This is a genomic window from Streptomyces sp. NPDC047971 (assembly GCF_040653355.1).
In the GTDB taxonomy this organism is placed as follows: domain Bacteria; phylum Actinomycetota; class Actinomycetes; order Streptomycetales; family Streptomycetaceae; genus Streptomyces.
In genome coordinates, this window is the sequence record NZ_JBEZNW010000058.1 from 1 (window position 1) to 26,988 (window position 26,988).

At 73.1% G+C, this 26,988-nt stretch carries 19 protein-coding genes and 1 tRNA gene; 2 read left to right on the forward strand and 18 right to left on the reverse strand.

What is annotated here, in order from left to right; genetic code table 11:
- Positions 1-189: 189 nt before the first annotated feature.
- From AB0D99_RS33060 to AB0D99_RS33110, 11 genes are all read right to left on the reverse strand, one after another.
- Positions 190-507, reverse strand: a complete 318-nt coding sequence (locus tag AB0D99_RS33060) for a hypothetical protein (RefSeq protein WP_362370929.1) — start codon at positions 505-507, stop codon at positions 190-192.
- 108 nt (positions 508-615) lie between these two features.
- Positions 616-1,596: a helix-turn-helix transcriptional regulator gene (locus tag AB0D99_RS33065; RefSeq protein WP_362370931.1), complete on the reverse strand. Its 981-nt coding sequence runs from the start codon at positions 1,594-1,596 to the stop codon at positions 616-618.
- 293 nt (positions 1,597-1,889) lie between these two features.
- Positions 1,890-3,311 carry an aspartate aminotransferase family protein gene (locus AB0D99_RS33070; RefSeq protein ID WP_362370934.1) on the reverse strand — a complete coding sequence of 474 codons (1,422 nt, stop codon included), beginning with the start codon at positions 3,309-3,311 and terminating at the stop codon, positions 1,890-1,892.
- Entirely contained in the window at positions 3,308-4,018 is a 711-nt protein-coding gene (locus AB0D99_RS33075) for a pyridoxamine 5'-phosphate oxidase family protein (protein WP_362370937.1), read from the reverse strand. Before AB0D99_RS33075 ends, AB0D99_RS33070 begins: the two co-directional genes overlap by 4 nt.
- 89 nt (positions 4,019-4,107) lie before the next feature.
- Positions 4,108-5,424, reverse strand: coding sequence for a lysine N(6)-hydroxylase/L-ornithine N(5)-oxygenase family protein (locus AB0D99_RS33080; protein WP_362370940.1), 1,317 nt, complete (start codon positions 5,422-5,424; stop codon positions 4,108-4,110).
- Positions 5,425-5,442: 18 nt separating this feature from the next.
- Positions 5,443-6,693, reverse strand: coding sequence for an APC family permease (locus AB0D99_RS33085; protein WP_362370943.1), 1,251 nt, complete (start codon positions 6,691-6,693; stop codon positions 5,443-5,445).
- Positions 6,694-6,766: 73 nt separating this feature from the next.
- Positions 6,767-8,953 carry an FAD-dependent oxidoreductase gene (locus AB0D99_RS33090; protein ID WP_362370946.1) on the reverse strand — a complete coding sequence of 729 codons (2,187 nt, stop codon included), beginning with the start codon at positions 8,951-8,953 and terminating at the stop codon, positions 6,767-6,769.
- A complete protein-coding gene (locus AB0D99_RS33095; RefSeq protein WP_362370949.1) occupies positions 8,946-10,538 on the reverse strand; it encodes a class I tRNA ligase family protein in 1,593 nt (530 codons plus the stop codon). The genes AB0D99_RS33090 and AB0D99_RS33095 overlap by 8 nt, the downstream gene beginning before the upstream one ends.
- Entirely contained in the window at positions 10,535-11,041 is a 507-nt protein-coding gene (locus AB0D99_RS33100; protein WP_362370952.1) for a cupin domain-containing protein, read from the reverse strand. Before AB0D99_RS33100 ends, AB0D99_RS33095 begins: the two co-directional genes overlap by 4 nt.
- Positions 11,042-11,223: 182 nt before the next feature.
- Positions 11,224-12,126: a hypothetical protein gene (locus AB0D99_RS33105; protein ID WP_362370955.1), complete on the reverse strand. Its 903-nt coding sequence runs from the start codon at positions 12,124-12,126 to the stop codon at positions 11,224-11,226.
- A 4-nt stretch (positions 12,127-12,130) separates the two neighbouring features.
- Entirely contained in the window at positions 12,131-12,337 is a 207-nt protein-coding gene (locus tag AB0D99_RS33110; RefSeq protein WP_362370958.1) for a hypothetical protein, read from the reverse strand.
- A gap of 274 nt (positions 12,338-12,611) precedes the next feature.
- Here AB0D99_RS33110 and AB0D99_RS33115 point away from each other — a divergent pair, with 274 nt between their 5' ends.
- Complete coding sequence (locus AB0D99_RS33115) at positions 12,612-13,646, forward strand: LuxR C-terminal-related transcriptional regulator (protein ID WP_362370961.1); 1,035 nt, start codon at positions 12,612-12,614, stop codon at positions 13,644-13,646.
- A 101-nt stretch (positions 13,647-13,747) separates the two neighbouring features.
- On the opposite strand, the gene AB0D99_RS33120 is transcribed toward AB0D99_RS33115, so the two are convergent.
- Together AB0D99_RS33120 and AB0D99_RS33125 are read right to left on the reverse strand one after the other, a co-directional pair.
- Positions 13,748-15,202, reverse strand: a complete 1,455-nt coding sequence (locus tag AB0D99_RS33120) for a hypothetical protein (protein ID WP_362370964.1) — start codon at positions 15,200-15,202, stop codon at positions 13,748-13,750.
- A 184-nt stretch (positions 15,203-15,386) separates the two neighbouring features.
- Positions 15,387-16,586, reverse strand: a complete 1,200-nt coding sequence (locus AB0D99_RS33125) for a S8 family peptidase (protein ID WP_362370968.1) — start codon at positions 16,584-16,586, stop codon at positions 15,387-15,389.
- Between the two features lie 215 nt (positions 16,587-16,801).
- On the opposite strand from AB0D99_RS33125, the gene AB0D99_RS33130 reads away from it, so the two are divergent.
- Entirely contained in the window at positions 16,802-17,356 is a 555-nt protein-coding gene (locus tag AB0D99_RS33130) for a hypothetical protein (protein WP_362370971.1), read from the forward strand.
- Between the two features lie 145 nt (positions 17,357-17,501).
- Here AB0D99_RS33130 and AB0D99_RS33135 read toward each other — a convergent pair.
- The 5 genes from AB0D99_RS33135 to topA all read right to left on the reverse strand — a co-directional run bounded on the left by AB0D99_RS33135 (position 17,502) and on the right by topA (position 26,918).
- A tRNA-Thr gene (locus AB0D99_RS33135) sits at positions 17,502-17,575 on the reverse strand.
- Between the two features lie 97 nt (positions 17,576-17,672).
- Entirely contained in the window at positions 17,673-19,220 is a 1,548-nt protein-coding gene (locus AB0D99_RS33140) for an alpha/beta hydrolase (RefSeq protein ID WP_362370974.1), read from the reverse strand.
- A 161-nt stretch (positions 19,221-19,381) separates the two neighbouring features.
- The gene (locus AB0D99_RS33145) at positions 19,382-20,584 is read right to left on the reverse strand and encodes a DNA polymerase III subunit delta' (protein ID WP_362370977.1); all 1,203 of its coding nucleotides are present in this window, start codon (positions 20,582-20,584) and stop codon (positions 19,382-19,384) included.
- A 116-nt stretch (positions 20,585-20,700) separates the two neighbouring features.
- A complete protein-coding gene (gene tmk / locus AB0D99_RS33150) occupies positions 20,701-23,988 on the reverse strand; it encodes a dTMP kinase (protein WP_362370980.1) in 3,288 nt (1,095 codons plus the stop codon).
- Positions 23,989-24,089: 101 nt separating this feature from the next.
- Complete coding sequence (gene topA, locus AB0D99_RS33155; RefSeq protein ID WP_362370983.1) at positions 24,090-26,918, reverse strand: type I DNA topoisomerase; 2,829 nt, start codon at positions 26,916-26,918, stop codon at positions 24,090-24,092.
- Positions 26,919-26,988 lie beyond the last annotated feature (70 nt).

Here is a 26,988-nt window from a genome sequence, read left to right on the forward strand (position 1 = left end):
CCACTTTTTATCTCCTCCGCCCCCCCACATATATAAACACATCTATTCACACACCCTTCCCCCACCCTCCGCTCTTCCGTTGGGGGGGGGCCCCGGGGGGGGGGGGGGGGGGGGCCGGCGCCCGCGCGCCCCCGCGGCGGTGGAAGCGGCCGAGGGCGGGCCCGGTGCCGTCGCCGCGGGCGGCGAGGGTCAGCGGCGCTGGTCGTCGGCGGTGGGGACGACGGACACGACGCCGTGGCAGAGCCCGACGTCCCGGCCGGCGCGGGGCAGTCTCAGCTCGACCCGCACCCGGCCGACCGGGCGTCGCAGCAGGAACCGGACGGCGGCGAGGACTCCCGTGCCCGCCTCGGGCGCGGAGTCGGCGGAGACGAACACGACGGAGCGCTGTTCCGGCTCCCGCAGTCTGGGCAGATAGACGTGTTCCACCTGACAGCGGGAGACCTGGGACACCGCTCTGGCCAGCTCACCGGGATCGATCCGCGGGACCTCGAGATGGATGGCGTACATGGCAGAGAGAATCCCAGCCGCTTCGCACCGGACGTCCCGAAGATCCGGGCATCTTCCTGCCATGGCACCAATGGGCCCACCTGGCCCACGGCCGGGCCGGCCGTGCCCTCAGAGCCAGCCGGCCCGTTCCGCGAGGACGCCCGTCTCGAAGCGGCTGCGGGCCCCGAGACGGTGCGAGATGCCCGACATCATGCGGCGGGTCGTCCGCAGGGAGAGGCCGAGCTTGCGGGCCGCCACCTCGTCCGTGTGCCCCTTCTGCAGGAGCCTGAGCAGCTCGATCTCCTGCTCCGACGGCGCGTCGCCGGCCGGCCGGGAACGGCCGTGCAGCGGGTTCGCCCGCTCCCAGACCATCTCGAACAGCGCGAGCAGCGCGGTCACCACCCCGGGCGCGCGCAGGATGACCGCGCCGGCCCGGGTGTCCTCCGGACTGACCGGCAGCAGCGCCACCGAGCGGTCGGCGATCAGCATGCGCAGCGGCAGCGAGGGCATCGTGCGGATCTCGCCGCCGAGTTCGGCGAGCCACCGCGCGTACTCGGTGGTCGCCCGGTCGTTGCGCACGCTGTCGAGGTAGATCGTCCGCAGCCTCACCCCGGCCGCCAGCGTCTGCTCGTCGAGCGGCCGACTGGCCTCCAGCGCCTCGGGGGACTGTGCGCCGCCGGGCATGAAGGCGAGGATCTCGGTGGTCGCGTGGCGGGCCAGCTCCGAGAGCCGGGCCCTGACCTCGTTGACCCCTTCGAGCTGTTCCAGACCGACGTTGGCGTGCCGGCCCCGCTGCGAGGCGTAGATCGCGGTCAGTTCCGCGGTCGCCGCCCGCATCGCCGCCAGCTCCAACTGCTGGGAGTGGATCTCGGTCTCCCTGCGGTGGATGTGGGCGGCGAGACCGACTTCGGGACTGATGGGGGCGACATCCGTGGCGTCCTTGGTGGGATACAGCATCGACAGCTCGGCGAGCTTGTCGAGACACCCCCGGACCGCGGCTTCTTCCACATGGAGCTCACCGGCGATCTCCGTGAGCCCCCACCGCGGCTCGCTGATCACCAGACGGTAGACGTCGACGCAGGTCTCGTCCTGTCCGATCAGCGCTGCCAACGACGAGAAGTCCGTGCCCGGGCGTATCCCACGGCACGGGTCGGCGAAGCCCCCCACTGTCCCCCTCCTCACCCAACGGGTCGATTCGCGATCGAATCCTTTAATCGCCCCGAATCATTCGGCGCCGGCCGGTCGATTCCGGTACGGAGTTCGGGGCACCCTTATGAGTCTGTGACGGTACAGGACGACAGCGGGAATGGGCACCGGATCAATTGGGGGTTTCAGACGCCGACTTCTGGGAAACACGGGCAAATGATGAAGGGCGAACAAAAACCGACCAGGTCCCGCCCTGATCACCGAGCCTCCGCGTCGGCCACCTCCAACGCCTCGTCGAGAACCGCGAGTCCTTCCTTCGCCTCCGACTCCGTCAGGTTGCAGGGCGGGGCGACATGGATGCGGTTCATGTGGATGAAGGGCCACAGGCCGCGCTCCTTGCAGGCCGCCGCGACCCTGGCCATCGGCGCGGCCGCCTCGCCCGCCGCGGCATAGGGGACCAGCGGCTCGCGCGTGGCGCGGTCGGCGACCAACTCCAGCGCCCAGAAGGCTCCGAGGCCGCGAACGTCACCGACACTGGGGTGGCGATTGGCGAGTTCTCGCAATCCGGGGCCGAGGACACGCGCGCCGAGGTCCGCCGCGTTCTCCACGACGCGCTCGTCGCGCATGGTCTCGATGGTGGCCACCGCCGCCGCGCAAGCCAGCGGATGCCCGGAGTAGGTCAGACCGCCGGGGTACGGCCGGTCGGCGAAGGTCGCGGCGATCCTCTCGCCGATCGCGACGCCGCCCAGCGGTACGTACCCGGAGTTGACCCCCTTGGCGAAGGTGAGCAGATCCGGGACCACGTCCCAGTGGTCGGCGGCGAACCAGCGTCCCGTGCGCCCGAAGCCGACCATCACCTCGTCCAGGACGAACACGATGCCGTACCGGTCGCACAGCTCCCGCACCCCGGCGAGATAGCCGTCCGGGGGCACGAGCACCCCCGCCGTACCGACCACCGGTTCGAGGAGGACCGCCGCGATCGTGGCGGGTCCTTCGCCGACGATCGTCTCCTCCAGGTGGCGCAGGGCCCGCTCGCACTCCTGACGCTCGTCCGCGGCGTGGAAGGACGACCGGTAGGCGTAGGGGCCCCAGAAGTGGACGACCCCGGCGGCCCCGGTGTCCGAGGGCCAGCGGCGCGGGTCACCGGTCAGGTGGATCGCGGTGGAGGTGGCGCCGTGGTACGAGCGGTACGCGGACAGGACCTTGTGCCGGCCGGTGTGCAGACGGGCCATCCGTACGGCGTGCTCGACCGCCTCCGCGCCGCCCGTGGTGAAGAAGATCCGGTCGAGGTCGCCGGGGGTGCGCTCGGCGATGAGCCGGGCCGCCTCGGAGCGGACGTCGACGGCGAAGCTCGGGGCGACGGTGCACAGCTGCCCCGCCTGCTCCTGGATCGCGGCGACGACCCGGGGGTGCTGGTGGCCGATGTTCGTGTAGACGAGCTGGGAGGAGAAGTCGAGGTAGCGGTTGCCCTCGTGGTCCCAGAAGTACGAGCCGGAGGCGCCCGCCACCGGCATCGGCTCGGTCTGCGCCTGCGCGGACCAGGAGTGGAAGACGTGGGCGCGGTCGGCGGCGCGCGCGTCGGCGTTCGTGCGCGCGAACCGGCCGGCGGCGCGCGCGTCGGAGCCGGGGGGCGGGGTGCCGGGGGCGGAGGGCCGCGCGTCGGGAGCGGTGTGCGTCATGCCCGCACCGCCTCCCCCGTCAGGACGCGGCCCGCGCGGTCGGAGATGTGCGCCGGCAGGGCGATGCCGGGGGGCAGGACGGGATCGGCGACCGGCTCCCCGAAGGTGGTGACGACCGGCAGAACCCCCGCCCACAGGCCCAGTGCGGCGTCCTCGCTCTCCCCGTCGTCCGGCGGCCCGGTGGCGATCTTCACCGACGCCTCCACGAGGTCGAGCGCCACCAGCGCGGTCGCCGCGAGCTCCTTGCGGCTGGGCTGCCGGGCGTACTCCCACTGCCCCGGCGCGCACTGCTCGGTGAGCGCGCGCAGCCCCCGCAGCTTCTCCTCCGGGTCGGTGACGAGCCGCGGGACGCCGTAGATCATCGCGCAGCGGTAGTTGACCCCGTGCTCGAAGACGGAGCGGGCGAGCACCAGGCCGTCGACGTGCGTCACGGTGACGCAGACGGCCGCGTCCGGCGCCTGGACCAGACTGCGGCTGGCGACCGATCCGTGCAGGTAGAGCCGGTCGCCGTCGGTGCCGTACGCGGTGGGCACCACCATCGTGGTGCCGTCGACGGTGACCCCGAGGTGGCAGAGGAAGCCGGCGGCGAGCACCGCCTCCAGATCGGCGCGCCGGTGACTGCCCTTGTGGCGCATCCGGCGCAGCCGGGTCCGCTCGGTGGCGGCCAGTTCGTCCGGCGCGGGTACCTGTTCGGCGGCGGTGCTCATGGTGTCCTCTTCGTACGGCCGTCGCGGGCGACGGGGATGGATCCTGGGCGCGGGGTGCGCGGTGGAGTACTTCCCGGGTTCTACGGGCTTCAGCCGTGGGCCGCCACCGGCGCCCGCCTGTCGGAACGGCGGCCGGTCGCGAGGGAGTCGCAGATCTCGCCCGCCCGCACGGCGGCCATCGACAGCAGGTTCGCCGTGATGCCGTGGCTGTGCTCGGTGCCGCCCATCAGATAGACCCCCGCCTCCAGTTCCGGGCCCGTCACCACGCGGTAGTCGCGGTGCACCCGCAGCCGGCCGTCCTCGTCGCGCTCGCAGGCCCCGTCCAGTTCGCCGAAGAGACGGGCCGGGTCGGGCTCCGTGTATCCGGTGGCGTAGACGACGGCGTCGGCGGTGAGGTCCTCGGTCTCGCCGGTCGCGAGGTTGCGCACCCGGACGCGGACCTGGTCGGCGTCCGCCTCGACCGACGTCAGCCGGGAGGCGCCCATGATCCGCAGGCGGCGCTCGCCGCGGACCTTCTCCTGGTAGGAGCGGCGGTAGAGCTCCTCGATGAGGTCCATGTCCACCACGCCGTAGTTGGTGTTGCGGTGGTAGGCCATCAGCTGACGCCGGACGTCCGGGTCGGCGCCGTGGTAGAGGTCGACGGCCTCCGGGTCGAAGATGCGGTTGGCGTACGGGCTGTCGTCGGCGGGGCTGTAGCCGTACCGCGTGTGGACGGCGACGACCTCGGCGTTCTCGTAGGTGCGGTGGAGGTGGTCGGCGATCTCGGCGGCGCTCTGGCCGGCGCCCGCGACCACGAAGCGGCGGGGCTCCTCGGTGGGCAGGGCGGCCAGGCGGTGCAGGAACTCGCTGCTGTGCCAGAGGCGTTCGCCGGACTCGACGCCCTCGGGCAGGCGCGGTACGAGACCGGTGCCGAGGACCAGGTTGCGGGCCCGGTAGGTGACCGGCCCAGCCTCCCCGCGGGCCGCGACGTCGACCTCGACGACCGGGCCCGCCTGGGTGGCGGCGCGGATCGCGGTCACTTCGAGGCCGTAGAGGACCATGTGGTCCACGCCGTTGGCGGCCCACTGGAGGTAGTCGTGGAACTCCTCCCGGGTGGGGAAGAGCACCTTGTGGTTGATGAAGTCGACCAGTCGGCCGCGGTCGTGCAGGTACGGCACGAAGCCGAAGCGGCTCGTCGGATTCCGCATCGTGGCCAGGTCCTTGAGGAACGAGACCTGCATCGTGGCGTCCGGGATCAGCATGCCGCGGTGCCAGCCGAAGGACGGCTGCTTCTCCAGGAAGACGGCGGTCAGCTTCTCGTCGGGCGCGGCCTGCTCGTTGTACTCCTCGATGGCGATCGCCAGGGCGAGGTTGGCGGGGCCGAAGCCGACACCGACGACGTCGTAGACGGGAGTGGTCGCGTTCATGGTGGTGCCTTTCGGTTCTCAGGAGGTCGTGCGGGCGGTGAGGGCGACGCAGCCGGCGGCGAGGAGCAGCGCGAACAGGAGGCCCGTCCCGGCGAAGGAGAGGAAGACGGCGGCGATGACCAGGGTCACGACGGCGGTGGTGCGCAGGGCGCGTCCGGTGCCGCGGGCCCGGAGGGCGGCCGCGGCCGCCGCGACGTACAGCAGCAGGAAGGCGCTGCTGGTGACGATGAGGACGAGTTCCTCGCCGGTGTCGGTGAGGGTCAGGGTGCCGAGGACCGCCGTGTAGGCGAGGGCGAGGGCGACGGTGGCCGGCACGGGACGGTCCGCGAGGGCGCCCGGGAGGATGCGGTCGCGGGCTGCGGCCCGGACGACACGGCTGGCGCCGAGGACCCAGGCGTTGGTGGCGACGACCGCGAGACCGAGGGCGAGCAGATCGCCGGCGACGGCGCCCGCCTCACCGAGAGAGGCTCCCAGCAGGGCGGTGATGACGACGGGTTCGTCGCCGGGGACGGCCAGGTAGGCGGCGGTGACGGCGGCGTAGAGCAGGCCGACGACGGGCACGGCCCAGCGGATGGCGCGGCGGTAGCTGCGGGCGGGGTCGTCGACCTGGTCGGCGAGGGTGGAGACGTTCTCCCAGCCGAGGAACGAGAAGAACGCGGTGACGACGGCGATCCCGACGCCACCCCAGCCGTTCGTCAGGAACGGCGTGTACTCCCCCGCGTCGAACCGCGGCGCGGCGACCGCCACGGCTCCGCCGAGCCCGAGCAGCAGCACGACGAGCGACGCGGCCTGCACGCGCGCGCCGGCGGTGAGCCCGAGGAGCGTGAACGCCGCGGAGAGCGCCATGAAGCCCATCGCGATCGGGTACACGGGCCCGTCGGGCTGCCCGAGCAGGCCGAGCAGACAGCGGGCGGAGACGATGCCCATGACGGGGTTGCCGATGACGTACGTGGCGACCAGCAGCAGCGCGGCGGCCCGCCCCGGGCGCCGCCCGAGCCCGGCCGTCACCATCGCGGCGAGGCCGGCGGCGTCGGGCCGCCAGGCCGACATCTCCGCGAAGAACCGGGCGAAGGGATAGGAACAGACGGCGAGCGCCAGCCAGGCCAGCACGGAGGCGGGCCCGGCCTGCCGCTCGGTCAGCCCGGGCACGAGCAGGATGCCGGTGCCGACCAGGCTGCTGACGTAGAAGACGACGAGTGCCCGAACGCCGAGCTTCCTCGGGGCCGCCTCCCCGCCGGGGGGCGCGGTGCGGGGCATGAGATCCGTCATGGGTGTCACCTCCGGTGGGGTGGGGGGTCGGGGACGGACCCGGCGCCGGGAGCGCCGGGTCCGCCGGGCGGCATCAGGTGCCCGACAGGACGTCCAGGGCTTCCGCCGCCGCGAGTTCGGCTGCCGCGGGGGCCGTCTTGAAGCCGGCGCCGGACCAGCCGGTGGCCAGCACGACGCGGCTGTCGGGCCGTTCCCGGCCGAGGTGGGGCAGGGAGTGCGGGGTGTACAGGTCGACGCCCTGCCGGCCGCCGAGGAAGCGGGTCGCCGGGTCCGCGAGCCAGGGCCAGCGGGTGGCCGCCCCTTGGCGTATGTACGCCACGTGCTCGTCGGTGAGCGTGTCCTCGCCGCCCGCGGGTACGTCCCACTCGTCGACGGGACGCCCCGCCATGTACCCGCCGGCCGCCTCCCCGGTGACCTGGGGCCGGCCCCAGACTCCGGTCACCATGTCGACGACGGTCGGCAGCCCGGCCGTGTCGGGATGGTGGAAGAAGCCGTACCGAATGCTCTTCGTCCGCCCCGCGTCCGAGCCGCTCAGCCGGTGTCCGGCGATCGCCCCTGTGCCGCTGCCGGCCGCCAGGACGACGGCCAGGGCGTCGACGGGCCCGCCCGGTTCCAGCAGCACCCGCACCCGGTCGGCCCCGGGCGGCGCGACGAGCTCCCGCACGCGGGCGGGCAGCAGCCGCGCGCCGTGGGCCAGCGCCCGGTCGCGGTAGACCCGCGCGGTGCGCGGCGGATCGGCGTAGCCGCCCTCCGGCTCCCACACCGCGGCGCTCACCCCGTCCACCGCGAGGCCGGGGAAGCGCCTCCTGAGCACGTCCGGCTCCCACAGCTCGCCCGGCACCCCGGCGCCGTTGAGCTCGGCGACGCCCTTCTCGGCCTGGTCCAGGTCGGTCTCGCCGCACAGCACGAGCGACCCGGTGGGCACGAAGCCGTACGGGCCCGGCGTGTGGGCCATGGGCCCCCAGGCCAGCTGGTGGCTGCGGAGGGCGAGCCCGCGCAGGTACGGGTCGGCCTCGAAGGCGCGCACGAGCCCACCGGACCAGGCGGTGGCGTGGTCCCTGCGCCCGTCCATCGGCGCGACGAGCGCCACCCGCGCCCCCTGCCGGGCGAGGACGGCGGCGGTCGCGGACCCGACGACTCCGGCACCGACGACGATCACGTCGTAGGCGCGGCCGCGGTGGCCGCCACCGCCGGAGGACGGCGCCGCGGGCGCCGCGACGGGTTCGGGTACGGGCACGAGGTCCCATCCCACGCTCCCTTCCACCGGCTCCCCGAGCGCGGTGAACGCCCGGTCGGCATGGGCGCGCACCGCGGCGAGCAGGATCCGCCCGGTCCGCCCGGAGTCCTCGGTGAGGGCGGCGGCGGCGGCCGCGAACGCGGCCATGACGTGCGTCTGCGGCCCTCCGCGCATCCGGGCCACCCGAGCGCCCCGGTTCGCGTCGCCGAGGAGCTCGGAGAACTCGTCGACCGCGCAGTCGTCGGTGAAGTACAGCTCGCCGCCGAACCCGGCCTCCCGCCACTCCCGTCCGACCCGGGCGGCCCCGCCGTGCGTCCCGCACACGACGAGCGCGGTGAGCGCCGCCGCGTCGGCCCCGGGGCCGGAGACGATCTCCGGCGCCCCCGCCGAGGCCCGGAAGCCGGTGGCCAGGGGTTCGACGGACGGCAGCGCTCCGGTCGCGGGACCGCTGCCGTCCGAGACGACGGGACCGGCCGGCAGTCCGGCGGCCGCGGGCCGCCACGCGTCCCGTACGAGCCGGGCCAGGCCCTCCCCGTACGCCGTCCCGTCGTGGGTGACGGCGATCCGGGTGTGGCCGGCCGCGCCCATGGCGGCGAGCAGGTCCGCCGCCTGCGCACGGTCGTCGGGGCACCAGCGCAGGACCGTGCCCCCGCAGTCGGCGAGCAGGTCCGGTGTCGTGGCGAGCGGCAGCAGGACGGGCAGACCGCCGGACCGGTAGACGGGGAGCGCGGCCCGCGCACCGGCGCTGTTGAAGTGACCGATGACCAGCGTGTGGCGGCCTTCGGCGACCACGGCCTCGGCGATCTGCCGGGCCGTCTCCGCCTCGCCCCGGTCGTCGTACAGCTCCCAGTCGACGTCCGTGTACAGGGCCGCGGCCCGCTCCAGGTGCTCGCCCCACGCGGCCCGGGTCCCCGAGAACGGGCCCACCACGGCGCCGCGCGGCAGCGAGGACGACCCGCCACCGGGGCGCGAGGCCCCGGCGCCCTCGGACCGCGCCCCGGCACCGCCCACGGACTCAGCCACCGAAGACCGTCCCCGGCCAGGCCGCCAGCGGCGCGCCCGGGGCCAGCGGCGTCAGGGCCACCGTGTCCACGGGGCGTACCACCGGCAGGCCGAGGAGTTCCGCCAGTCGGGCGGAGCCGTACGGCAGCGCCGGAGCGGCCCACGCCGACAGCGCGGCGGCCACCGCCAGCTGCGCGGCCAGCGCGGCCCGGTGGGCCGGCCCCCCGTCCGGGCGCTCCGCCTCGAAGCCGTTCACGTATCCGAAGTCCTCGACGAGCGCGACGACTTCGTCGAGGAGCGCGACCGCCCGCCGGGCGTCGTACCCGTCGACTCCGTACGCCTCGCGCAGCTGCCCGACGGTCTCCGTCAGGCGGCGGCGCAGCCGCTCCCAGGCGGCGCCCCGCGGCGGCTCGGCCGGGACCACGCCACCGTCCTCGGCGACGGCGGCGAACAGGCGGCCCAGCCAGCCGTCCCAGCGCTCTGCGAGCCGCGTCCGGCTGATCTCCAGCGCGGCGGAACTGAAGCTGGTCTGACGTCCGTTGGGCCGGTCCGACAGCACGTGGTAGCGGAGCACGTCCGCGCTCGTGCGGGCCAGCTCCTCGTGCGCCCAGATGGCATGCCGCCGGCTCGTGGAGAACTTCAGCCCTTCGAGCCGGTAGAACTCGTTGACCACGAACGCCCTCGGCAGCGCGATCTCCGCGTCGTACGCCCGGAACGCCGCCGGGAACAGCAGCGCGTGGAAGTAGCCGTTGTCGAAGCCGAAGAACTGCACCGGCGCGGGCGCGGGCCCGGGCTCCCCTGCGGCGGTCCACTCCAGGAGATAGCCGGGGGCCATCTCGAACCACACGTAGATCCGCTGCTCGGTGAAGCCCGCGACCGGTACCGGCACACCCCAGTCGGAGGGGTGGCTGACCGCGATCTCCGGCAGCCCCTCGGCCCGCATCCACTCGCAGAGCGACCGCAGGTGCGGCGGCATGTCGACCTCGGCCCAGAAGGCGGAGAGCTGCCCCTCGAAGGGGGCGAGGGGGAAGTAGAGCCGTTCGCAGTCGCGGAGTTCGGGGGTGGCGCCGCAGCCGGTGCAGACCGGGTCGACCAGATCGGCGCAGTCGTTGGGGCGGCCGCACGGCTCGCAGGCGTTGCCGTTCGAGGCGGAACCGCAGTGCGGGCAGCCGCCCTTGAGGTACGCCTCGTACAGCCAGCGCTCGCAGCCGGCGCAGTACGGCAGCGGTCGCGTGCGGGCGACGATGTGCCCGTCGTCGTACAGCCGCTGGAAGAACTCCTGGACCACCGACCGGTACTCGACGTCACGGCGCGGGCGGACGATCGCGTCGAAGTCGGCGCCGGACCGACGCCAGACGGACTCGATGGACTCGCCGTAGCCGTCGGCGACCTCCTCGCCCTTGCGCCCGCCGTCGTTGAGGCCGCGGACGGGAACGTAGCTCTGGTGGTCGTCGAGGCCGGTGGTGTACCGGACGGTCCCGGTCCCCTCGGCCACCAAGAAGCGGCGCAGCACGTCGCCGGCGAGGTAGGGACCGGCGAGGTGACCGATGTGCAGGTCGCCGTTGGGCGTGGGCGGGGTGGCGGTGATCCAGTGCGTCGCGCTCACGCCGCGACCTCCTCGTTCTCGGTACGGACGGCGGGTTCGCGCAGCGGCCAGTAGAGGGAGACCCAGGTCAGTTCCTCGTCGCCGGTGTTGTGGACGACGTGCTCCTGGTTGCGGGGCAGGACGACGACGTCGCCCGCGCGGAACGGCGGTTCGAGCACGCCGTCGAGGGTCACGCTGCCGGCGCCGGAGAGGATGATCATGACCTCGTCCTGGTTGTGGCAGTCGGGGTCGGAGTCGCCGCCGGGCCGCAGGAAGCAGGCCATGGCGCCGACGGGCGGCTCGGCGTCCCCGCCGGGCCACGGGATGAGCCGCTGGCAGGCGAGGCCGAACTCCTCCTCGGCGGAACTCCGGTCGATACGGAAGCGGGTCGGGCTGCGGTCGGCCATGGCCTCTCCTGAGCGGTCTGCCCGCCGGGCGGGCTGGATGGTGGTGTCGGCGCCGCCGTACGGGGTGACGGCGGCGGCCGGCTCACCCGGGGGCGGGATGGGTGCGGTGAAGGGCATACGGGTCTCCTGGGGCGGACGGCAGGCGACGGGCGGGCGGGGGCGTCCCCGGGCGCGCGGACGCGCGGGAAGGCACCCCCCGGGGCGAGGCGGCGGGGGGCGCGCCTCCGCGGCGCGGCGAGAAGCTCGGGGGCGCGGGCCGGAGAGGTCGCCCCTCCCCGAACGGGGCGGGGCGGGGCTACTCAGTCCCCGTCCAGTCCCCGTACGGCCGTCACCGGGATGCGGGCGAGGCCGGCCATGACCTGGCGGGGTCCGGCGCCCCAGCCGTACCGGCGCTTGAGCGGGGCGACGTGCGTGGCGATCAGTTCGAGCAGCGGACCGAGATCACCGGGCGTGGCACCGAGCAGGGCGAGAAGCTGTTCCGTGCGGGTGAGGCCGGCCCCCGGGCCGATGCCGTGCACGGCGGCGTCCTGCCAGGTGGCACCGGCGCTGCGGGCCACCACGGTGTTGTGCAGGGCGAACCCCTGGTTGTCGTGGGCGTGGATGCCGACCGGGGCGGCCACGGCGGCGCGGACGGACTGGACGAGTTCGATGACCCGCTCCGGACGGAGCGAGCCGAGCGAGTCGACGAGGAAGACGGCGTCGAGCGGTCCGAGCGCCGCCGTCTCGGCGAGACAGCGGTCGAGCTCGGGATAGGAGGCGAGGTCGATCTCGGTGAGGAGCAGACAGACGCCGAACCCGGCGTCCCGCAGCCGGACCAGCGGCGCGGCCGCGCGTGCCACCTCGTCGTAGCGGACGGCGACCCGTACCAGGCCGACGGGGAGCGGGACGGCGGCGATCCGGTCGGTGATCCGGTCGGCCGCCGCCACTGCGGGGCCGTCCCCGGACGGCAGTTCGGCGGCGTCGAGCAGGACCGCGAACCGCGGTCCGTACCGTTCGGCGCCGGTGATCGTCCGGCCGCCCGCGAGGACGTCGGGCAGAGGGGCGCCGGCCGTCCGGTCGGCGGGATCGTGCACGTACCCCAGCTCGATGACGTCGATGCCGAGCCGCGCGCTGACCGCGAGGTAGTCGGCGACCAGCTGCGGTGCCGGCGCACCGCCGGTGAGCTGCCCGCTGGTGCGCAGGGTGCAGTCGAGCAGCGTCATACGGTCATCCCCAGCCGGTGTCGTTCGTTCCCGCGCCGGGGACCGGAGCGCCCCAGCCGGTGTCGTAGGTGCCGCTGACGACCGCCGCGCCCCAGCCCGTGTCGTCCGTACCGGCGCCTCCGGCGGCCAGCTGCGTGCCGGTGACGGTGGCCAGGCCCGCGAGGGCGGTGATCAGGGTGGCGTACACGGTGGTGCGGATCCGCCGCTTCATTCGTCTGCTCTCTTCCGCGATGAGTGAGTGGGAGTCTTTCCAAGGGATTTGCATGGCTCGCGTGCTTCACGAGCTCTGTGAGCTTTGACCTTGTGGGCGGTGAGATGAACGTATCCGGGATTGCATGACTATCGGGCGGACCGCATGGCTCATTAGGCTGCATGGCAGCAACAGGACGCTGTCACAAGCGGGGGTAAAGGTGGCGATACCAGACAGAAGTGAGAGGCCCGAGGGGCTCGCGAGCGGCCCGGGCGGCGGCTTCGCGGTGGGCCTCATGGGCGCTCCTCCCGGGGAGGCCCTCCCGGAGGAGCTGACGCCCGACGATCCGCCGGCGCGGGTCTACACGGCGGTCCTCGGACGCGATCCGGACCTCCCCGCACGACCGGCGGACCTGGCCGAGGAGCTGGAACTGCCCCTCGCACGCGTGGAGTCGGCGGTGTCGTCCCTGCTCGACATGGGCCTGCTGCGGCGCACGCCGGAGCGCGGGGTCCTGCCGGTGCCACCGGACGAGGCCGTACAGCGCACCCTGGGGCCGCTGGAGCGCGAGATGCGGGCCAGGCGCCTGCACATGGAGCGCACGCGCGAGCAGTTGATGGCGTTCATGCCGGTGTACGAGACGCACCTGTCCCGGCTGACGCATCTCCCTCAGGCGGAGTACGTGGAGGTGCTGACCGACCTCCGGGCGGTCCGGGAGGCGATCACCGAGCTGGGCCGGACCTGCGAGAGCGAGGTGATGACGGCGCAGCCGGGCGGCGGCCGGCGCGCCGAGGTCCTCGAAGAGGCCGTCGCCCGCGACGAGGAACTGCTGCGCAGGGGCGTCCGGATGCGCGTCCTCTACCAGCACACCGCCCGCTTCTCCTCGGGCACCTGCGCCTACGTCGAGCGGGTCGGCAAACTGGGCGCCCAGGTGCGGACACTGGACGACGAGTTCATGAGGATGCTGGTCTTCGACCGCGCGACGGCGGTCATCCCGGTCCCGGACGACCCGAACGCGGCGGTCCTGATCCGCGAACCGCACGTGGTCGCGTTCATGGTCTGCTCGTACGAGCGCCTGTGGCTGGAGGCGCTCCCGTTCGAGACCGAATGGGACCGCCAGACCATCATGGACATCTCCGACGAGCTCAAGCAGACGATCGTCCGCCTCCTCACGGAGGGCCTGACCGACGCCGCGATCGCCCGCCGCCTGGGTCTCTCGGTCCGCAGCTGCCGTCGGCACGTCGCCGACGTGATGGCCGCCCTGGGCGCCGAGAGCCGCTTCCAGGCGGGCTACCTCCTGGCCCAGCAGGAACGCGAGCAGCCCACCGGCTGACGACCCGCCGCCTCTGGAAGACGCGTCCGACGGACGACGGGAACGCGGCGGCGCCCGGGCCGGCCGAAGCCGTCCCGGGCGCCGGGTGCCAGGTCACACGGTCAGGGGGTGACGCTGTACAGCATGCGCCGGCCGGGGTGTTCGGTGACCGTCCAGAGCTGGTTCGGCGATCCCGGCCAGACGAAGAGGTCCTCGACGCCGATCGCGGACAGCCTGCGGGGAGACGTCTCCACCAGGCGCCCGGTGCCGGTGTCGGGCCTGGCGACGATCAGGCGGCCGTTCGAGAGCCCTCGGCTCTGGCTGAGGTAGTACGTGCCGTTGATGACCGCGGCGCCCTGGATCCCGCCGTTGTCCGCGTACGACGTGTTGAAGGGTATGCGGTAGGCCTCGTCGGCCTGCCAGTATCCGTTGGCGTCCAGCTTGGGTGTCCCCCCGCTGGTGTTCATCGGCCGACGGATCACCCTGCCGGTCGTGTACTCGTCCGTGACCTGAGCCTTCTCGCACCATTCACCGGTGGTGATGTGACGGACGCTCGCACTGCGGTCGAGGCCGGCGAAGCTGGTCTTCGGCGTGACGTCGTTCGCCTCGCACGTCTTGTCGTTGTCCTGCATGTCGCAGGGAGTACCCGGCGGCGGCTCGACCGTGTCGCAGGCGGTGTTGGTCCAACCGTCGCTCTGCGGAAGGATGTACCGGTAGCCGTGGGCGTGGTAGACGCCGTCCTGCCTGCCGATGGCGTTCTTGGCCGTGCCCCACTTGTCGGCGGGCAGGGCCCCGAGGTCGATGATGTTGCGCAGGTCGAACACGCGGAATCCGCGGTTGGTGTCCGCCACGTACAGGTAGTAGCCGTACCAGACGATGCCGCCGGCGTGCAGCGAGCCGTAGTTGTACTGGCTCGACGAGTAGTGCTGCGAGGTCCGCACACTCATGTAACTGGCGTTGCCCGAGGCGTTGATGAACGGGTAGACCAGCAGCACGTGGGCGTACTTGCCGGTGCTGGAGTCGACGAAGGAGACGCGGACGCCCTTGCGTTCGGTGTTCAGCCCGCCGGAGTCGGCGTCGTCGGGCTTCTTGTCGCCGTTCCAGTCGTCCTTGTTGTACCAGGTCACCAGCATCGGCTTGTGGTCCGCGGGGTCCCACCCGGGCTCGGGGTCGCCCCAGGTCTGGTCCTCGTCGGCGTCGGCGACGCCGGTCACGCCCTGCGGCCACCACTCGGAGTTCTCGTTGCCGTTGTCGGCGCTGTCGAAGCAGAAGCTCCGGGTGAGGTTCTCCGGCTTCGTGCCGGACTCCACGGCGGCCGCGTTGCAGACGCCCGAACTCCACGTGCCCTGACGGGCGTCCGCCTTCAGGATCGAGTTGACGCCGATGTTCGGCAGGTCGGCGTTGAGCTTGTCGACGCGCCCCTGCAGCTCGGCCTTGTTGCCGATCGGACGGAGCTCGAAGTTGCTCAGCCTCAGACCCGGATCGTCCACGGCCTGCGCGGGCGCCGCCGTCAACAGCGACGCGGCGAGCGTCGCCATGACGGCCAACACCGCCCTCGTCTTGAATCGCCTCTTCACGCGTTCCCTCCCGTGTAGTTGCCATGCACATGGCCTGCGGGAGTGTAGGCGACATCGTCAAACGTTCGAGTGATGACCCTGTGAAGATGGCTGACCTGCACCTTTCCTGACGGGTCACCACCCCTGCGCAACGGGGTCGGCCCGGCCGTCGACACGGCCGGGCCGACCCGCGGGGCCGACGGGACTACAGCCCGCCGGTCTGGAGAAGCCGGTTCGGGGAGCCCCCCGAGACGACCAGCTCGCCCTTGACGGTGTGATCGGTGATCCAGGTCGAGACGGCCGCCGGGGTGGCCGACGGGGTCTGGGCCCTGGCGAGGACGGCGACTCCGGCGACGTGCGGGGCGGCCATGGAGGTGCCGCTCATGGCGATGGTGTCGCCGCCGAGCCGGGCGGAGACGATGGCCGCGCCGGGGGCGTAGAGGTCGAGGCAGGCGCCGTAGTTCGAGAAGTCCGTCTCGTCGTCCCGGTGGTCGGTGGCCCCGACGGTGAGCACGTCGGCGGCGCCGGCGGGCGAGACGTCGCAGGCGTTGGCGGATTCGTTGCCCGCGGCGAACACGGGCAGGACGCCCCGGCCGGCCAGGGCGGTGGCGGCGTTGTCGGCAGCGGTGTTGCGCGGGCCGCCGAGGGAGCCGTTGAGAACGGCGGGCTGGACGGCGTTCCGCGCCACCCAGTCCATGCCCGCGATGATGCCCGACCAGGAGCCGGAACCCCGGCAGTCCAGGACCCGGACACTGACCAGGGCGGCCTCGCGCGCGACGCCGTACCGCTCTCCGGCGACGGTGCCGCCGACATGGGTGCCGTGACCGTTGCAGTCGGCGCCGCTCCGGCCGTCACCGATCGCGTCGAAACCGGGCCGCGCCCGGCCGTCGAACTCGGCGTGCCCGAACTCCAGCCCGGTGTCGAGGATGTAGGCGGTGGCACCCCGGCCACCGCCGTCCACGTTGAACTGGCCGTTGAGCGGCAGGTACGGCTGGTCGATCCGGTCCTGGCCCCAGCTGTGGGCGACGGCCCGGCCGACGGCCGCCCCGGCGGCCTCCACCGGCGCCACGGTGACCGTGGCGTCCTGCTCGACGGTGGCGACGCCCGGCAGCTTGCGGACGGAGTCCAGCTGAGCAGCCGTCAGCTTGGCGGCGTAGCCGGAGAGGACGCGGTCGTAGGTGAAGAGCGGCTTCACCCCCGGCACCTGCTGCGCGGTGGCCGCGGGCGACTGCCCCGCCTTCAGGGTGACGATGTACTGCCCCGGGATGGCCTTCGGGGACGAGGAGACGGTCAGCGGGGCGAGCGGGGGCTCCGCCGCGGAGTGGGCCGAGCCCGACAGGGGCCCGGCGATCGCCAGGACGGCAGCGCCTGCCGCCGCGAGGGCGAACCTCATTGGTGTACGCATGGGGCCGAGACGAACACGCGACACCACCGAGGTCAATCACCTTGAGTGACTGTCGATCACATTACGTAACGAGGTGCCACCCGCGCCCGCTGAACGCAGTAACCGCCGGAAACGAACGCGGAGCGGCGGAACGGATTCGAGCGGCCACGGGCTCCGGACGGGTGCATTTTCCCTCCTCGCCGCCCCACCCGCTCGCCGTGGGGAATCGCTGCGATATGAGCGAAGAGCAAGGGAGCGGCGACAGAGGGCGGATCCGTCGGCATGTGGGTTGGTGGATCGGTCTGATCGCGGGGCTGGCCGGCATCGCGGGACTCGTTTTCACGATCGTCACCAGGGATCAGTTCACCGTCGACGAGTGGAACCAGCAGGCCAATGCAGCGTGCGACACCCTCTACGGCGACCTCCTCGACAAGTACGCCACCGCAAGCACCTCCCTCTACCTCTTGGACCAGCGCGGCTATCAGTCGACGGACTATCAGGCGGCGGCAAGGTCCTGGGCCGACCTGGGCAGCAACAACCGGAAGCTCACCGGCGAGATCGGGAAGATCGAGACACCCACCTCGCATCAGGAGGACATCAGCCGACTCCTGGAAGAACTGAATGCCACGAGCGATGCAGAGGCAGCACTCGCAGTGAAGCTGGGAACAGAGGTGTTCACCGTCGAGGACATGGTCGACCAAGACAAGCGAAACAAGCTCGCGGAGAAGGCGCAGCAGACCTTTAGGACCATCGGTTCCTCACACTGCTTCGCATTGCCGCCCCGGTCCTGACAGCGGCTCGCTCGGGAGACTCGCCGAATTCCGACGTCTGCGCTCCGACTCGATGTGGGACGCGCCCACTGCCCCCGCCAACACCCGCGCGACCCAGGCAACAGAAAGGGCCAGGTCAGATAGTGTCTGACCTGGCCCTTCTCTGAGCCGCCTTCGGGATTCGAACCCGAGACCTACGCATTACGAGTGCGTTGCTCTGGCCAACTGAGCTAAGGCGGCATTCCGTGCGATCCCATGGTGGGTGCAGCGGCCTCGCCAAGTCTACACAGTTTCCAGGGGTGCTCCTGACCACCCTCCACGTGGCCCACGCCACCCCTCACGTGCAGCGCTTGCCGTCCTTCGGGGCCGTGCCGTCCAGGAGGTAGGTGTTGATCGCGGTGTCGATGCAGTCGCTGCCCCGGCCGTACGCCGTGTGGCCGTCGCCCTCGTACGTCAGCAGGCTTCCCGAGCTGAGCTGGGACGCCAGGGCCTCGGCCCACTTGTAGGGGGTCGCCGGGTCGCGGGTGGTGCCGACGACGACGATCGGGGGCGCGCCCTCGGCGGTGATGCGGTGCGGGTGTCCGGTCGCCGGGGTCGGCCAGTAGGTGCAGTTCAGGGCCGCCCAGGCGAGGCCCGCGCCGAAGACGGGGGACGCCTTCTCGAAGGACGGCACCGCCTTCTCCACATCGGCCGGTCCGCCGAAGGCCGCCGGGAGGTCCAGGCAGTTCACGGCCGCGTTGGCGGACATCAGGTTCGCGTACGAGCCGTCCGCCCCCCGCTCGTAGTAGGTGTCCGCCAGCGCCAGCAGACCCCCGCCCTCGCCGTCGATCGCCTGGGTCAGCGCGTCGCGCAGCTGCTCCCAGGCCCCCTCGTCGTACATGGCGGCGATCACGCCGGTCGTCGCGAGCGACTCCCCCAGCTTGCGGCTCTCGCCGGTCGGCACGGGCCGGGTGTCGAGATCGCGGAAGAGGGTCTTCAGCCTCCCGCCCGCCTCGGCGACGGTACCGGTGCCGAGCGGGCAGTCCGCCCGCTTCACGCAGTCGGCGGCGAACGCCCGGAAGGCGGTCTCGAAGCCGGCGGTCTGGTCGCGGTTGAGGTCGATCGCGGGCAGCGACGGGTCCATCGCCCCGTCCAGGACGAGCCGTCCGGCACGCGAGGGGAACAGCTCGGCGTAGGTGGCGCCGAGGAAGGTGCCGTACGAGGCGCCGACGTAGTTCAGCCTCTTGTCGCCGAGCACCTCCCGCAGGACGTCCATGTCCCGGGCGGTCTCCACCGTGGAGACGCGCGGCAGGACCTTCCCCGAGCGCTTCGCGCAGCCCGCCGCGAAGCCCTTGAAGGAGGCGGCGAGCGCGTTGGTCTCGGCGCGGTCGTCGGGGGTCTGGTCGACCTGCGTGTAGTCGTCCATCTGCGGGCCCGTCAGACACTCGACGGGCGCGCTGCGCGCCACGCCGCGCGGGTCGACGGCGACCATGTCGTAGCGGGCGCGGACGGGGGCCGGGTACCCGATGCCCGCGTACCCCTGGAGGTAGCCGACGGCGGAGCCGCCGGGGCCCCCGGGGTTGACCAGGAGCGAGCCGATCCGCTTGCCCGGACCGGTGGCCGCGACCCGGGACACGGCCAGTTGGATGTCCCCGGCCGCCGGCTTCGCGTAGTCGAGCGGCACGCGGAGCGAGGCGCACTGGAACGACGGCACTCCGCAGTCGCGCCACGTCAGCTTCTGGGCGTAGTAGCTCCGCAGGGCGGCATCGGACGTCGGGGCGGGCGCCCCCGCCGAGGAAGGGGTCGCGGGCGCGGCGGCGTCGCTGCCGCCCGTGCAGCCGGAGAGGATCAGCCCGGCGGCCGCGAGGGCCGTGGCGGATGTACGGAGCAAGCGCCTGGAGTCCATGGACCGGAGCGTATCCGTACGGGTACGGACCGTGTCCAATCGTCCGAGCTCAGTCGCGCAGCGTGAGGGGCTCCGTGCCCAGCCGCGCACGGCCGTGCTCCGAGCCGAGCCGCGCCGCGCGAACGCGCCGTCCTCAGCCGCACCGCGCGAACGCCCCGTCCTCAGCCGCGCAGGGCCATCGTCATCGCCTCCACCGCGAGCAGCGGCGCGACATTGCGGTCCAGGGCGTCCCGGCAGGCGAGCACCGCCTCGATCCGGCGCAGCGTCCGCTCCGGGGCCGTGTCGCGGGCGACCCGCTCCACGGCGTCCCGCACGTCCTCGTTGGCGATCGGGGTCCGCGCGCGGAGCTGCAGGGCGAGGACATCGCGGTAGAAGCCGGTGAGGTCGGTGAGCGCGAGGTCCAGGCTGTCGCGCTGCGTACGGGTCTTCCGGCGCTTCTGCCGCTCCTCCAGCTCCTTCATCGCCCCCGCCGTGCCGCGCGGCATCCGGCCGCCCTGGCCGCCGCCGAGGGCGGCCTTCAGCTCCTCGGTCTCCTTGGCGTCGATCTCCTCTGCGACCTGCTTGGCGTCCTCGCCCGCCGCGTCGACCAGCTCCTGGGCCGCCTTCAGGCAGCCGCCGATGTCGTCGATCCGGAGCGGGAGCTTCAGGACGACGGCGCGGCGGGCCCGGGCACGCTCGTCGGTGGCCAGCCTGCGGGCACGGTCGATGTGGCCCTGGGTGGCGCGCGCGGCGGCCGCGGCGACCGGGGGCTCGATCCCGTCACGGCGTACGAGCACGTCGGCGACCGCGTCCACCGGGGGTGTGCGCAGGGTCAGGTGGCGGCAGCGGGAGCGGATGGTGGGGAGCACGTCCTCCAGGGACGGCGCGCAGAGCAGCCACACGGTGCGGGGCGCGGGCTCCTCGACGGCCTTCAGGAGCACGTTGCCCGCGCCCTCGGTGAGCCGGTCGGCGTCCTCCAGGACGATCACCTGCCAGCGGCCGCCGGCGGGCGAGAGCTGGGCGCGCCGGACGAGGTCGCGGGTCTCCTTCACACCGATGGAGAGCAGGTCCGTACGCACGACCTCGACGTCGGCGTGCGTCCCGACCAGCGCGGTGTGGCAGCCGTCGCAGAAGCCGCATCCCGGCGCCCCGCCGAGCGCCCGGTCCGGGCTCACGCACTGCAGCGCGGCCGCGAAGGCGCGGGCCGCCGTCGCCCGGCCGGAGCCGGGGGGTCCGGTGAACAGCCAGGCGTGGGTCATCTTGGAGGCGTCGGGAGCGGTCCCGCCGGCGGCATGGGCGGTGACGAGCGCGTCGGCGTCCCGCGCCGCGGCGGCGAGCTGCTCCTCGACCCGCGCCTGTCCGACGAGGTCGTCCCATACGGCCATGTCTGCCCCTCCTCAGGTACGCACTCCATTGTGGGGCACCCCTACGACACCGGTTCCACGGCGAAGGGCCGCGGGCAGTCCGCCCGCGGCCCTTCACCCGTGCGCCCCTCGGACGATCACCGCCGGCGGCGCCGGCCCTCGTCCTCGTCGTCGTGCGGGCCGAGCAGCTCGTCCGCCAGGGTCGGCAGATCGTCGAGCGGAGTCTCCTCGGCCCAGTCGGAACGGCGCTTCGGGCGACCCTGCTCGTCGAGCTGGGGCAGCTCGCGCGTGCGGTCGTTGGAGCCGGCGGACTCGGCCGGGGCCGTGGGCCGCTCGTCGCGGAAGATGTCCTGCGGCACCCGGTCGGTCGGGCTCGCCCCCCGTACGGGCGGCAGAACCGCGGTCTCGTCGGCGCCTCGCACCGGCGGGAGAACCGCCGTCTCGTCGGCGCCCCGCACGGCTCGCAGGACCGTGGTCTCGTCGTCGGTCCTGGCGTCGGTCCGGGCCTCCGGCTCCGCGTCCGTGCCGTCCTCCGGACGGACGATCGGGGTGGGAACGGTGATCTCGTTCGGCGACACCATCGGCACGTTCTGCGTCACCTCGTCCGGACGCACGATCGGGGTCGGAACGGTGATCTCGTTCGCCGACTCCCGAGCGGCCCCGGCCGCCTCCGCGGCCCGAGCGGCCTCGGCCTCGCGAGCGGCACCCTCGGCCCGAGCGGCCTCGGCCGCAGCGGCGGCCTCCTTGGCCGCCGCGGCCCGGGTGGCCTCCCGGGCAGCCGAGGCGGCCTTCTCCGCGGCCTCTGCCTCGGCGGCTTCCCGAGCCGCGCGCTCCGCGGCCTCCGCCTCCGCCTTCCGTGCCGCCTCCTCTGCGGCCTTCGCCGCGGCGGCCTCGGCGAGGCGTCGCGCCTCCTCGGCCTTCAGCAGGGCCTCCTCGGCCTTGCGCTGCTTCTCGCGGCGGCGTTCCTCCGCCTCCGCGCGGAGGCGAGCCTCCTCCTCGGCCTGCTTGCGGCGGCGTTCCTCCTCCACGCGGCGGGCCTTCTCCTCGGCCTCGCGCCGCTTGCGCTCCTCCTCGGCGGCCACCCGGGCCTCCTCGGCGCGCTGACGGGCCTCCTCCGCCTGCCGTTCGGCCTCGCGGCGCCGGGCCTCTTCCTCCTCCTGGCGCTTGCGCTCCTCCTCCTCGGCGCGGAGCCTGGCGAGCTGCTCCTGGCGCTCGCGCTCCAGCCGCTCCTCCTCCGCCTTGCGGGCGGCCTCCTCCTCGGCCCGGCGCCTGGCGTCCTCCTCGGCCTTCCGGCGCGCCTCCTCCTGGGCCTTCACCTCGGCCTCGGACAGCGGCAGCATCCGGTCGAGCCGGTGGCGTACGACGGTGGTGACCGCCTCCGGCTCCTGGCCGGCGTCGACGACGAGGTAGCGGCCGGGGTCACCGGCCGCCAGGGCCAGGAAACCGGCCCGCACGCGCGCGTGGAACTCCGGAGGCTCGGACTCCAGCCGGTCGGGCGCCTCGGTGAACCGTTCCCGCGCGGTCTCCGGGGAGACGTCGAGCAGCACGGTCAGATGCGGAACGAGTCCGCCCGTCGCCCAGCGGTTGATCCGGGCGACCTCCGTCGGCGACAGGTCGCGCCCGGCGCCCTGGTAGGCGACCGAGGAGTCGATGTAGCGGTCGGAGATGACCACGGCCCCCCGCTCCAGGGCGGGCTTGACCAGCGAGTCCACGTGCTCGGCGCGGTCGGCGGCGTACAGCAGGGCCTCGGCGCGGTGCGAGAGACCCGCCGAGGAGACGTCGAGCAGGATCGAGCGCAGGCGCTTGCCGATCGGCGTGGCGCCCGGCTCGCGGGTGACGACGACCTCGTGGCCCTTGGCGCGGATCCACTCCGCGAGCGCCTCGGCCTGGGTGGACTTGCCGGCTCCGTCGCCGCCCTCCAGGGCGATGAAGAAGCCGTTCGGCGCGGGCGCCTGGACGGGGTCGGCGCCGCGCAGCGCGTCGCGCAGGTCGCGGCGGAGCGGCACCCCGGACCGGTCGTCGGTCTTGGCGAGGACGATCACGGCGACGGGCAGCAGCAGCGCACCGGTCAGCATCAGCGTGAACGCGGCACCGCCGTGCGCGAAGACGAAGCTGCCGGAGGCCAGGCGGTGCTCTCCGATGGCGGCGGCGAGCAGCGGAGCGCCGAGCGCGCCGACTCCCATGGCGACCCGGGCGACGGCCTGGAGGTGTTCGGTGACCCGGGGGCGCCGGGACTCCTCGGTCTCCTGGTCGATGAGGGTGTGGCCGGTGTTGGCGGCGACTCCCGCCGCGTAGCCGGCGAGCACGGCGAGGAACAGGACCGTGGCCGTGTCCGGGACGAGGCCCATCGCCAGCAGGGCGATGCCGGTGAGGCTGATCGCGAGGGCGAGCAGCCGGCGGCGGGAGAGGGCGGTCAGGACGGATCCGGCCGTCCTGATGCCGACGGCGGTGGCCCCGCTCAGCGCGAGGATCAGCAGCGCGAAGGTGACGGGCCCGCCGCCGAGGTCGTACGCGTGCAGGACGGAGACCGCCGCCGCGGCCGTGACGGCTCCGGCGACGGTGGCGCAGGCGAGGACGAGCAGCGGGACGGCTCCCGTGCGGCCCTTCTCCGCCCTGCGCAGGCCCTCCAGGGGCGAGCGGGGGCGGGGCGTCTGTCCGCCGGGCAGCTCGACGGCGTAGAGAACGGAGAGCGAGGCGGCGAACAGCCCGGCGGCGACGTAGGCGCCGAGGGCGGCCTGGTGCAGCGAGAACCACTCGATGCCCGTGCCGAGCAGGTTGCCGACGAGGGTGGCGACGAGGAGCACGGCCGCGGCGGCCGGCACGGCGAGGAATCCCGTGCGCAGCGACAGCCGGCGCAGCGCGTCCAGGTGGTCCGGGAGCGGCCGGACGGCGGCGCCCTCCAGCGGCGGCGCGGGCAGCAGCGCGGGGGCCGCGCCCTCCTTGGCCACGGTCCACACCCGCTCGGCGGCGCCGACGACGAAGACGGTGCCGAGCAGGAATCCGAGCGCCTTGTCCGGGGTCCAGTCGATCCACAGGGGCGCGACCACGAGGAGCGCGATCCGCAGGCCGTCGGCCCCGATCATGGTCCAGCGCCGGTCGAGGGCGCCGCTGGGCGAGGTCAGCGCGGTGAGGGGGCCGAGGAGTACGGCGCCGAACAGCACCGAGGCCAGCAGCCGGGCACCGACCACGGCGGCGACGGCGAGCGCGGCCCCGCGATAGCCGCCGCCGAGGGCTCCCTCGGAGACCGCGGCCTGGAGGCCGAGGAGGACCAGGACGAGCAGGGCGAGGGCGTCCCCCGTCCCGCCGACGAACTGGGCGCTCCAGAGCCGTCGCAATGGTTGATGGCGCAAAAGCGCCCGTACGGCACGCTCCCTGGAGTCTGCGACGAGTGCGACGTCGGAGTCTGGCTGCTCTGCTCGCGTCATCCGTCCACCCTATCCGGACCCCCTCACTCCCCGTGGCCCCGCCCGAACAAACGTCGTAAGGGGCGGAGGCCATGGCCCCCGCCCCTGACGACGTGCGCTGCTTACGCCTGTTCGGCCGTCTTCTTCGCGGCCGCGGTCTTCTTCGCCGCCGCCGACTTGGCCGTGGTCGTCTTCTTCGCGGCGGTCTTCTTGGCGGCCGTCTTCTTCGCCGGCGCCGCCTTCTTGGCCGCCGTCTTCTTCGCCGCCGTCTTCTTGGCCGTCTTCTTCGCCGGCCCCTTGGCCCGCTTCTCGGCGAGCAGCTCGAAGCCGCGCTCCGGCGTGATCTCCTCGACGCTGTCACCGGTCCGCAGGGTCGCGTTGGTCTCGCCGTCGGTCACGTACGGGCCGAAGCGGCCGTCCTTGACGACCACCGGCTTCTCGCTGACCGGGTCGACACCCAGCTCCTTCAGCGGCGGCTTGGCGGCCGCCCGGCCACGCTGCTTGGGCTGCGCGTAGATCGCGAGCGCCTCCTCCAGCGTGATCGTGAAGAGCTGCTCCTCCTCCGTCAGCGACCGCGAGTCCGTGCCCTTCTTCAGGTACGGGCCGTAGCGGCCGTTCTGCGCCGTGATCTCGACGCCCTCGGCGTCGGCGCCCACCACACGCGGCAGGGACATCAGCTTGAGCGCGTCGTCCAGCGTGATGGTGTCCAGCGCCATGGACTTGAAGAGGGAGGCGGTCCGCGGCTTCACCGCGTTCTTGCCGGTCTTCGGGGTGTCCTCGGGCAGGATCTCGGTGACGTACGGGCCGTAGCGGCCGGCCTTGGCGACGATCTGGTTGCCGCTGACCGGGTCGACGCCCAGCTCGAAGTCACCGCTGGGCTTGGCCAGCAGCTCCTCGGCGTAGGCGACCGTCAGCTCGTCGGGGGCGAGGTCCTCGGGGACGTCGGCGCGCTGGTGGCCCTCGGCGTCCTTCTCACCGCGCTCGACGTACGGGCCGTAGCGCCCGACGCGCAGCATGATGCCGTCGCCGACGGGGAAGGAGGAGATCTCCCGGGCGTCGATCGCGCCGAGGTCGGTCACCAGCTCCTTCAGCCCGCCGAGGTGGTCGCCGTCGCCGTTCCCGGCGTCCGCCGCGGCGCCGGATCCCTCGCCCTCGCCCTCGCCGAAGTAGAAACGCTTCAGCCACGGCACGGCCTGGGCCTCGCCCCGCGCGATGCGGTCGAGGTCGTCCTCCATCTTGGCGGTGAAGGAGTAGTCGACGAGCCGGCCGAAGTGCTTCTCCAGCAGGTTGACCACGGCGAAGGAGAGGAAGGACGGCACGAGCGCCGTCCCCTTCTTGAAGACGTAGCCGCGGTCCAGGATCGTGCCGATGATCGACGCGTAGGTCGACGGGCGGCCGATCTCGCGCTCTTCCAGCTCCTTGACCAGCGATGCCTCGGTGTAGCGGGCCGGGGGCTTGGTCGCGTGGCCGTCGGCGGTGATCTCCTCGGCGGACAGCGCGTCGCCCTCGGCGACCTGCGGCAGCCGGCGCTCACGGTCGTCCAGCTCGGCGTTCGGGTCGTCGGCCCCCTCCACGTACGCCTTCATGAAGCCGTGGAAGGTGATCGTCTTGCCGGAGGCGCTGAACTCGGCGTCCCGGCCGTCGGCGGAGCGGCCGCCGATCTTCACGGTGACCGAGTTTCCGGTCGCGTCCTTCATCTGGGAGGCGACGGTCCGCTTCCAGATCAGCTCGTAGAGCCGGAACTGGTCGCCGGTCAGGCCGGTCTCCGCCGGGGTGCGGAAACGATCACCCGAAGGGCGAATCGCCTCGTGCGCCTCCTGCGCGTTCTTGACCTTGCCCGCGTAGACGCGGGGCTTCTCCGGCAGGTAGTCGGCGCCGTACAGCTGCGTGACCTGCGCCCGGGCCGCCGAGACGGCGGTGTCGGACAGGATCGTCGAGTCCGTACGCATGTAGGTGATGAAGCCGTTCTCGTACAGCTTCTGGGCGACCTGCATGGTCGCCTTCGCGCCGAAGCCCAGCTTGCGGCTCGCCTCCTGCTGGAGGGTGGTCGTACGGAACGGGGCGTACGGGGAGCGACGGTACGGCTTCGACTCGACCGACCGGACGCTGAACGAGGTGTCGGCGAGCGAGGCGGCCAGCGCCCGCGCCTTCTCCTCGTCGAGGTGGAGGATGTTCGCGGTCTTCAGCTGCCCGTCGGAGCCGAAGTCGCGGCCCTGGGCGACGCGCCGGCCGTCGACCGTGTTCAGGCGCGCGACCAGGGACGACGGGTCGGACGAGTCTCCGGCGCGGCCGGTGGCGAAGGTGCCGGTGAGGTCCCAGTACTCGGCGGAGCGGAAGGCGATGCGCTCGCGCTCGCGCTCGACGACGAGCCGGGTGGCCACGGACTGGACACGGCCCGCGGAGAGGCCGCGCATGACCTTCTTCCACAGGACCGGCGAGACCTCGTAGCCGTACAGGCGGTCGAGGATGCGGCGGGTCTCCTGGGCGTCCACCATGCGCTTGTTCAGCTCGCGCGGGTTGCGGACGGCCTCCTGGATCGCGTCCTTGGTGATCTCGTGGAAGACCATCCGGTGGACCGGGACCTTGGGCTTCAGGACCTCCAGGAGGTGCCACGCGATGGCTTCGCCCTCGCGGTCCTCATCGGTGGCGAGGAAGAGTTCGTCGACCCCGGCCAGCTGCTCCTTGAGCTTCCTGACCTGGGCCTTCTTGTCGGCGTTGACGACGTAGATCGGCTGGAAGTCGTGCTCGACGTCGACGCCGAGGCGGCGCACCTCGCCGGTGTACTTCTCGGGCACCTCGGCGGCGCCGCTCGGGAGGTCGCGGATGTGCCCGACGCTCGCCTCGACGACGTAGCCGGGGCCGAGGTAGCCCTTGATCGTCTTCGCCTTGGCAGGCGACTCGACGATGACGAGTCGGCGGCCGCCCTGTGCGGTCTCGCTGGTCGGGGACAACTTCGCTCTTCTCTCCGGTCGACGCTCGGTGGCACGTACGGCGCTGGCACTCCGCATGGCACGCACGGCG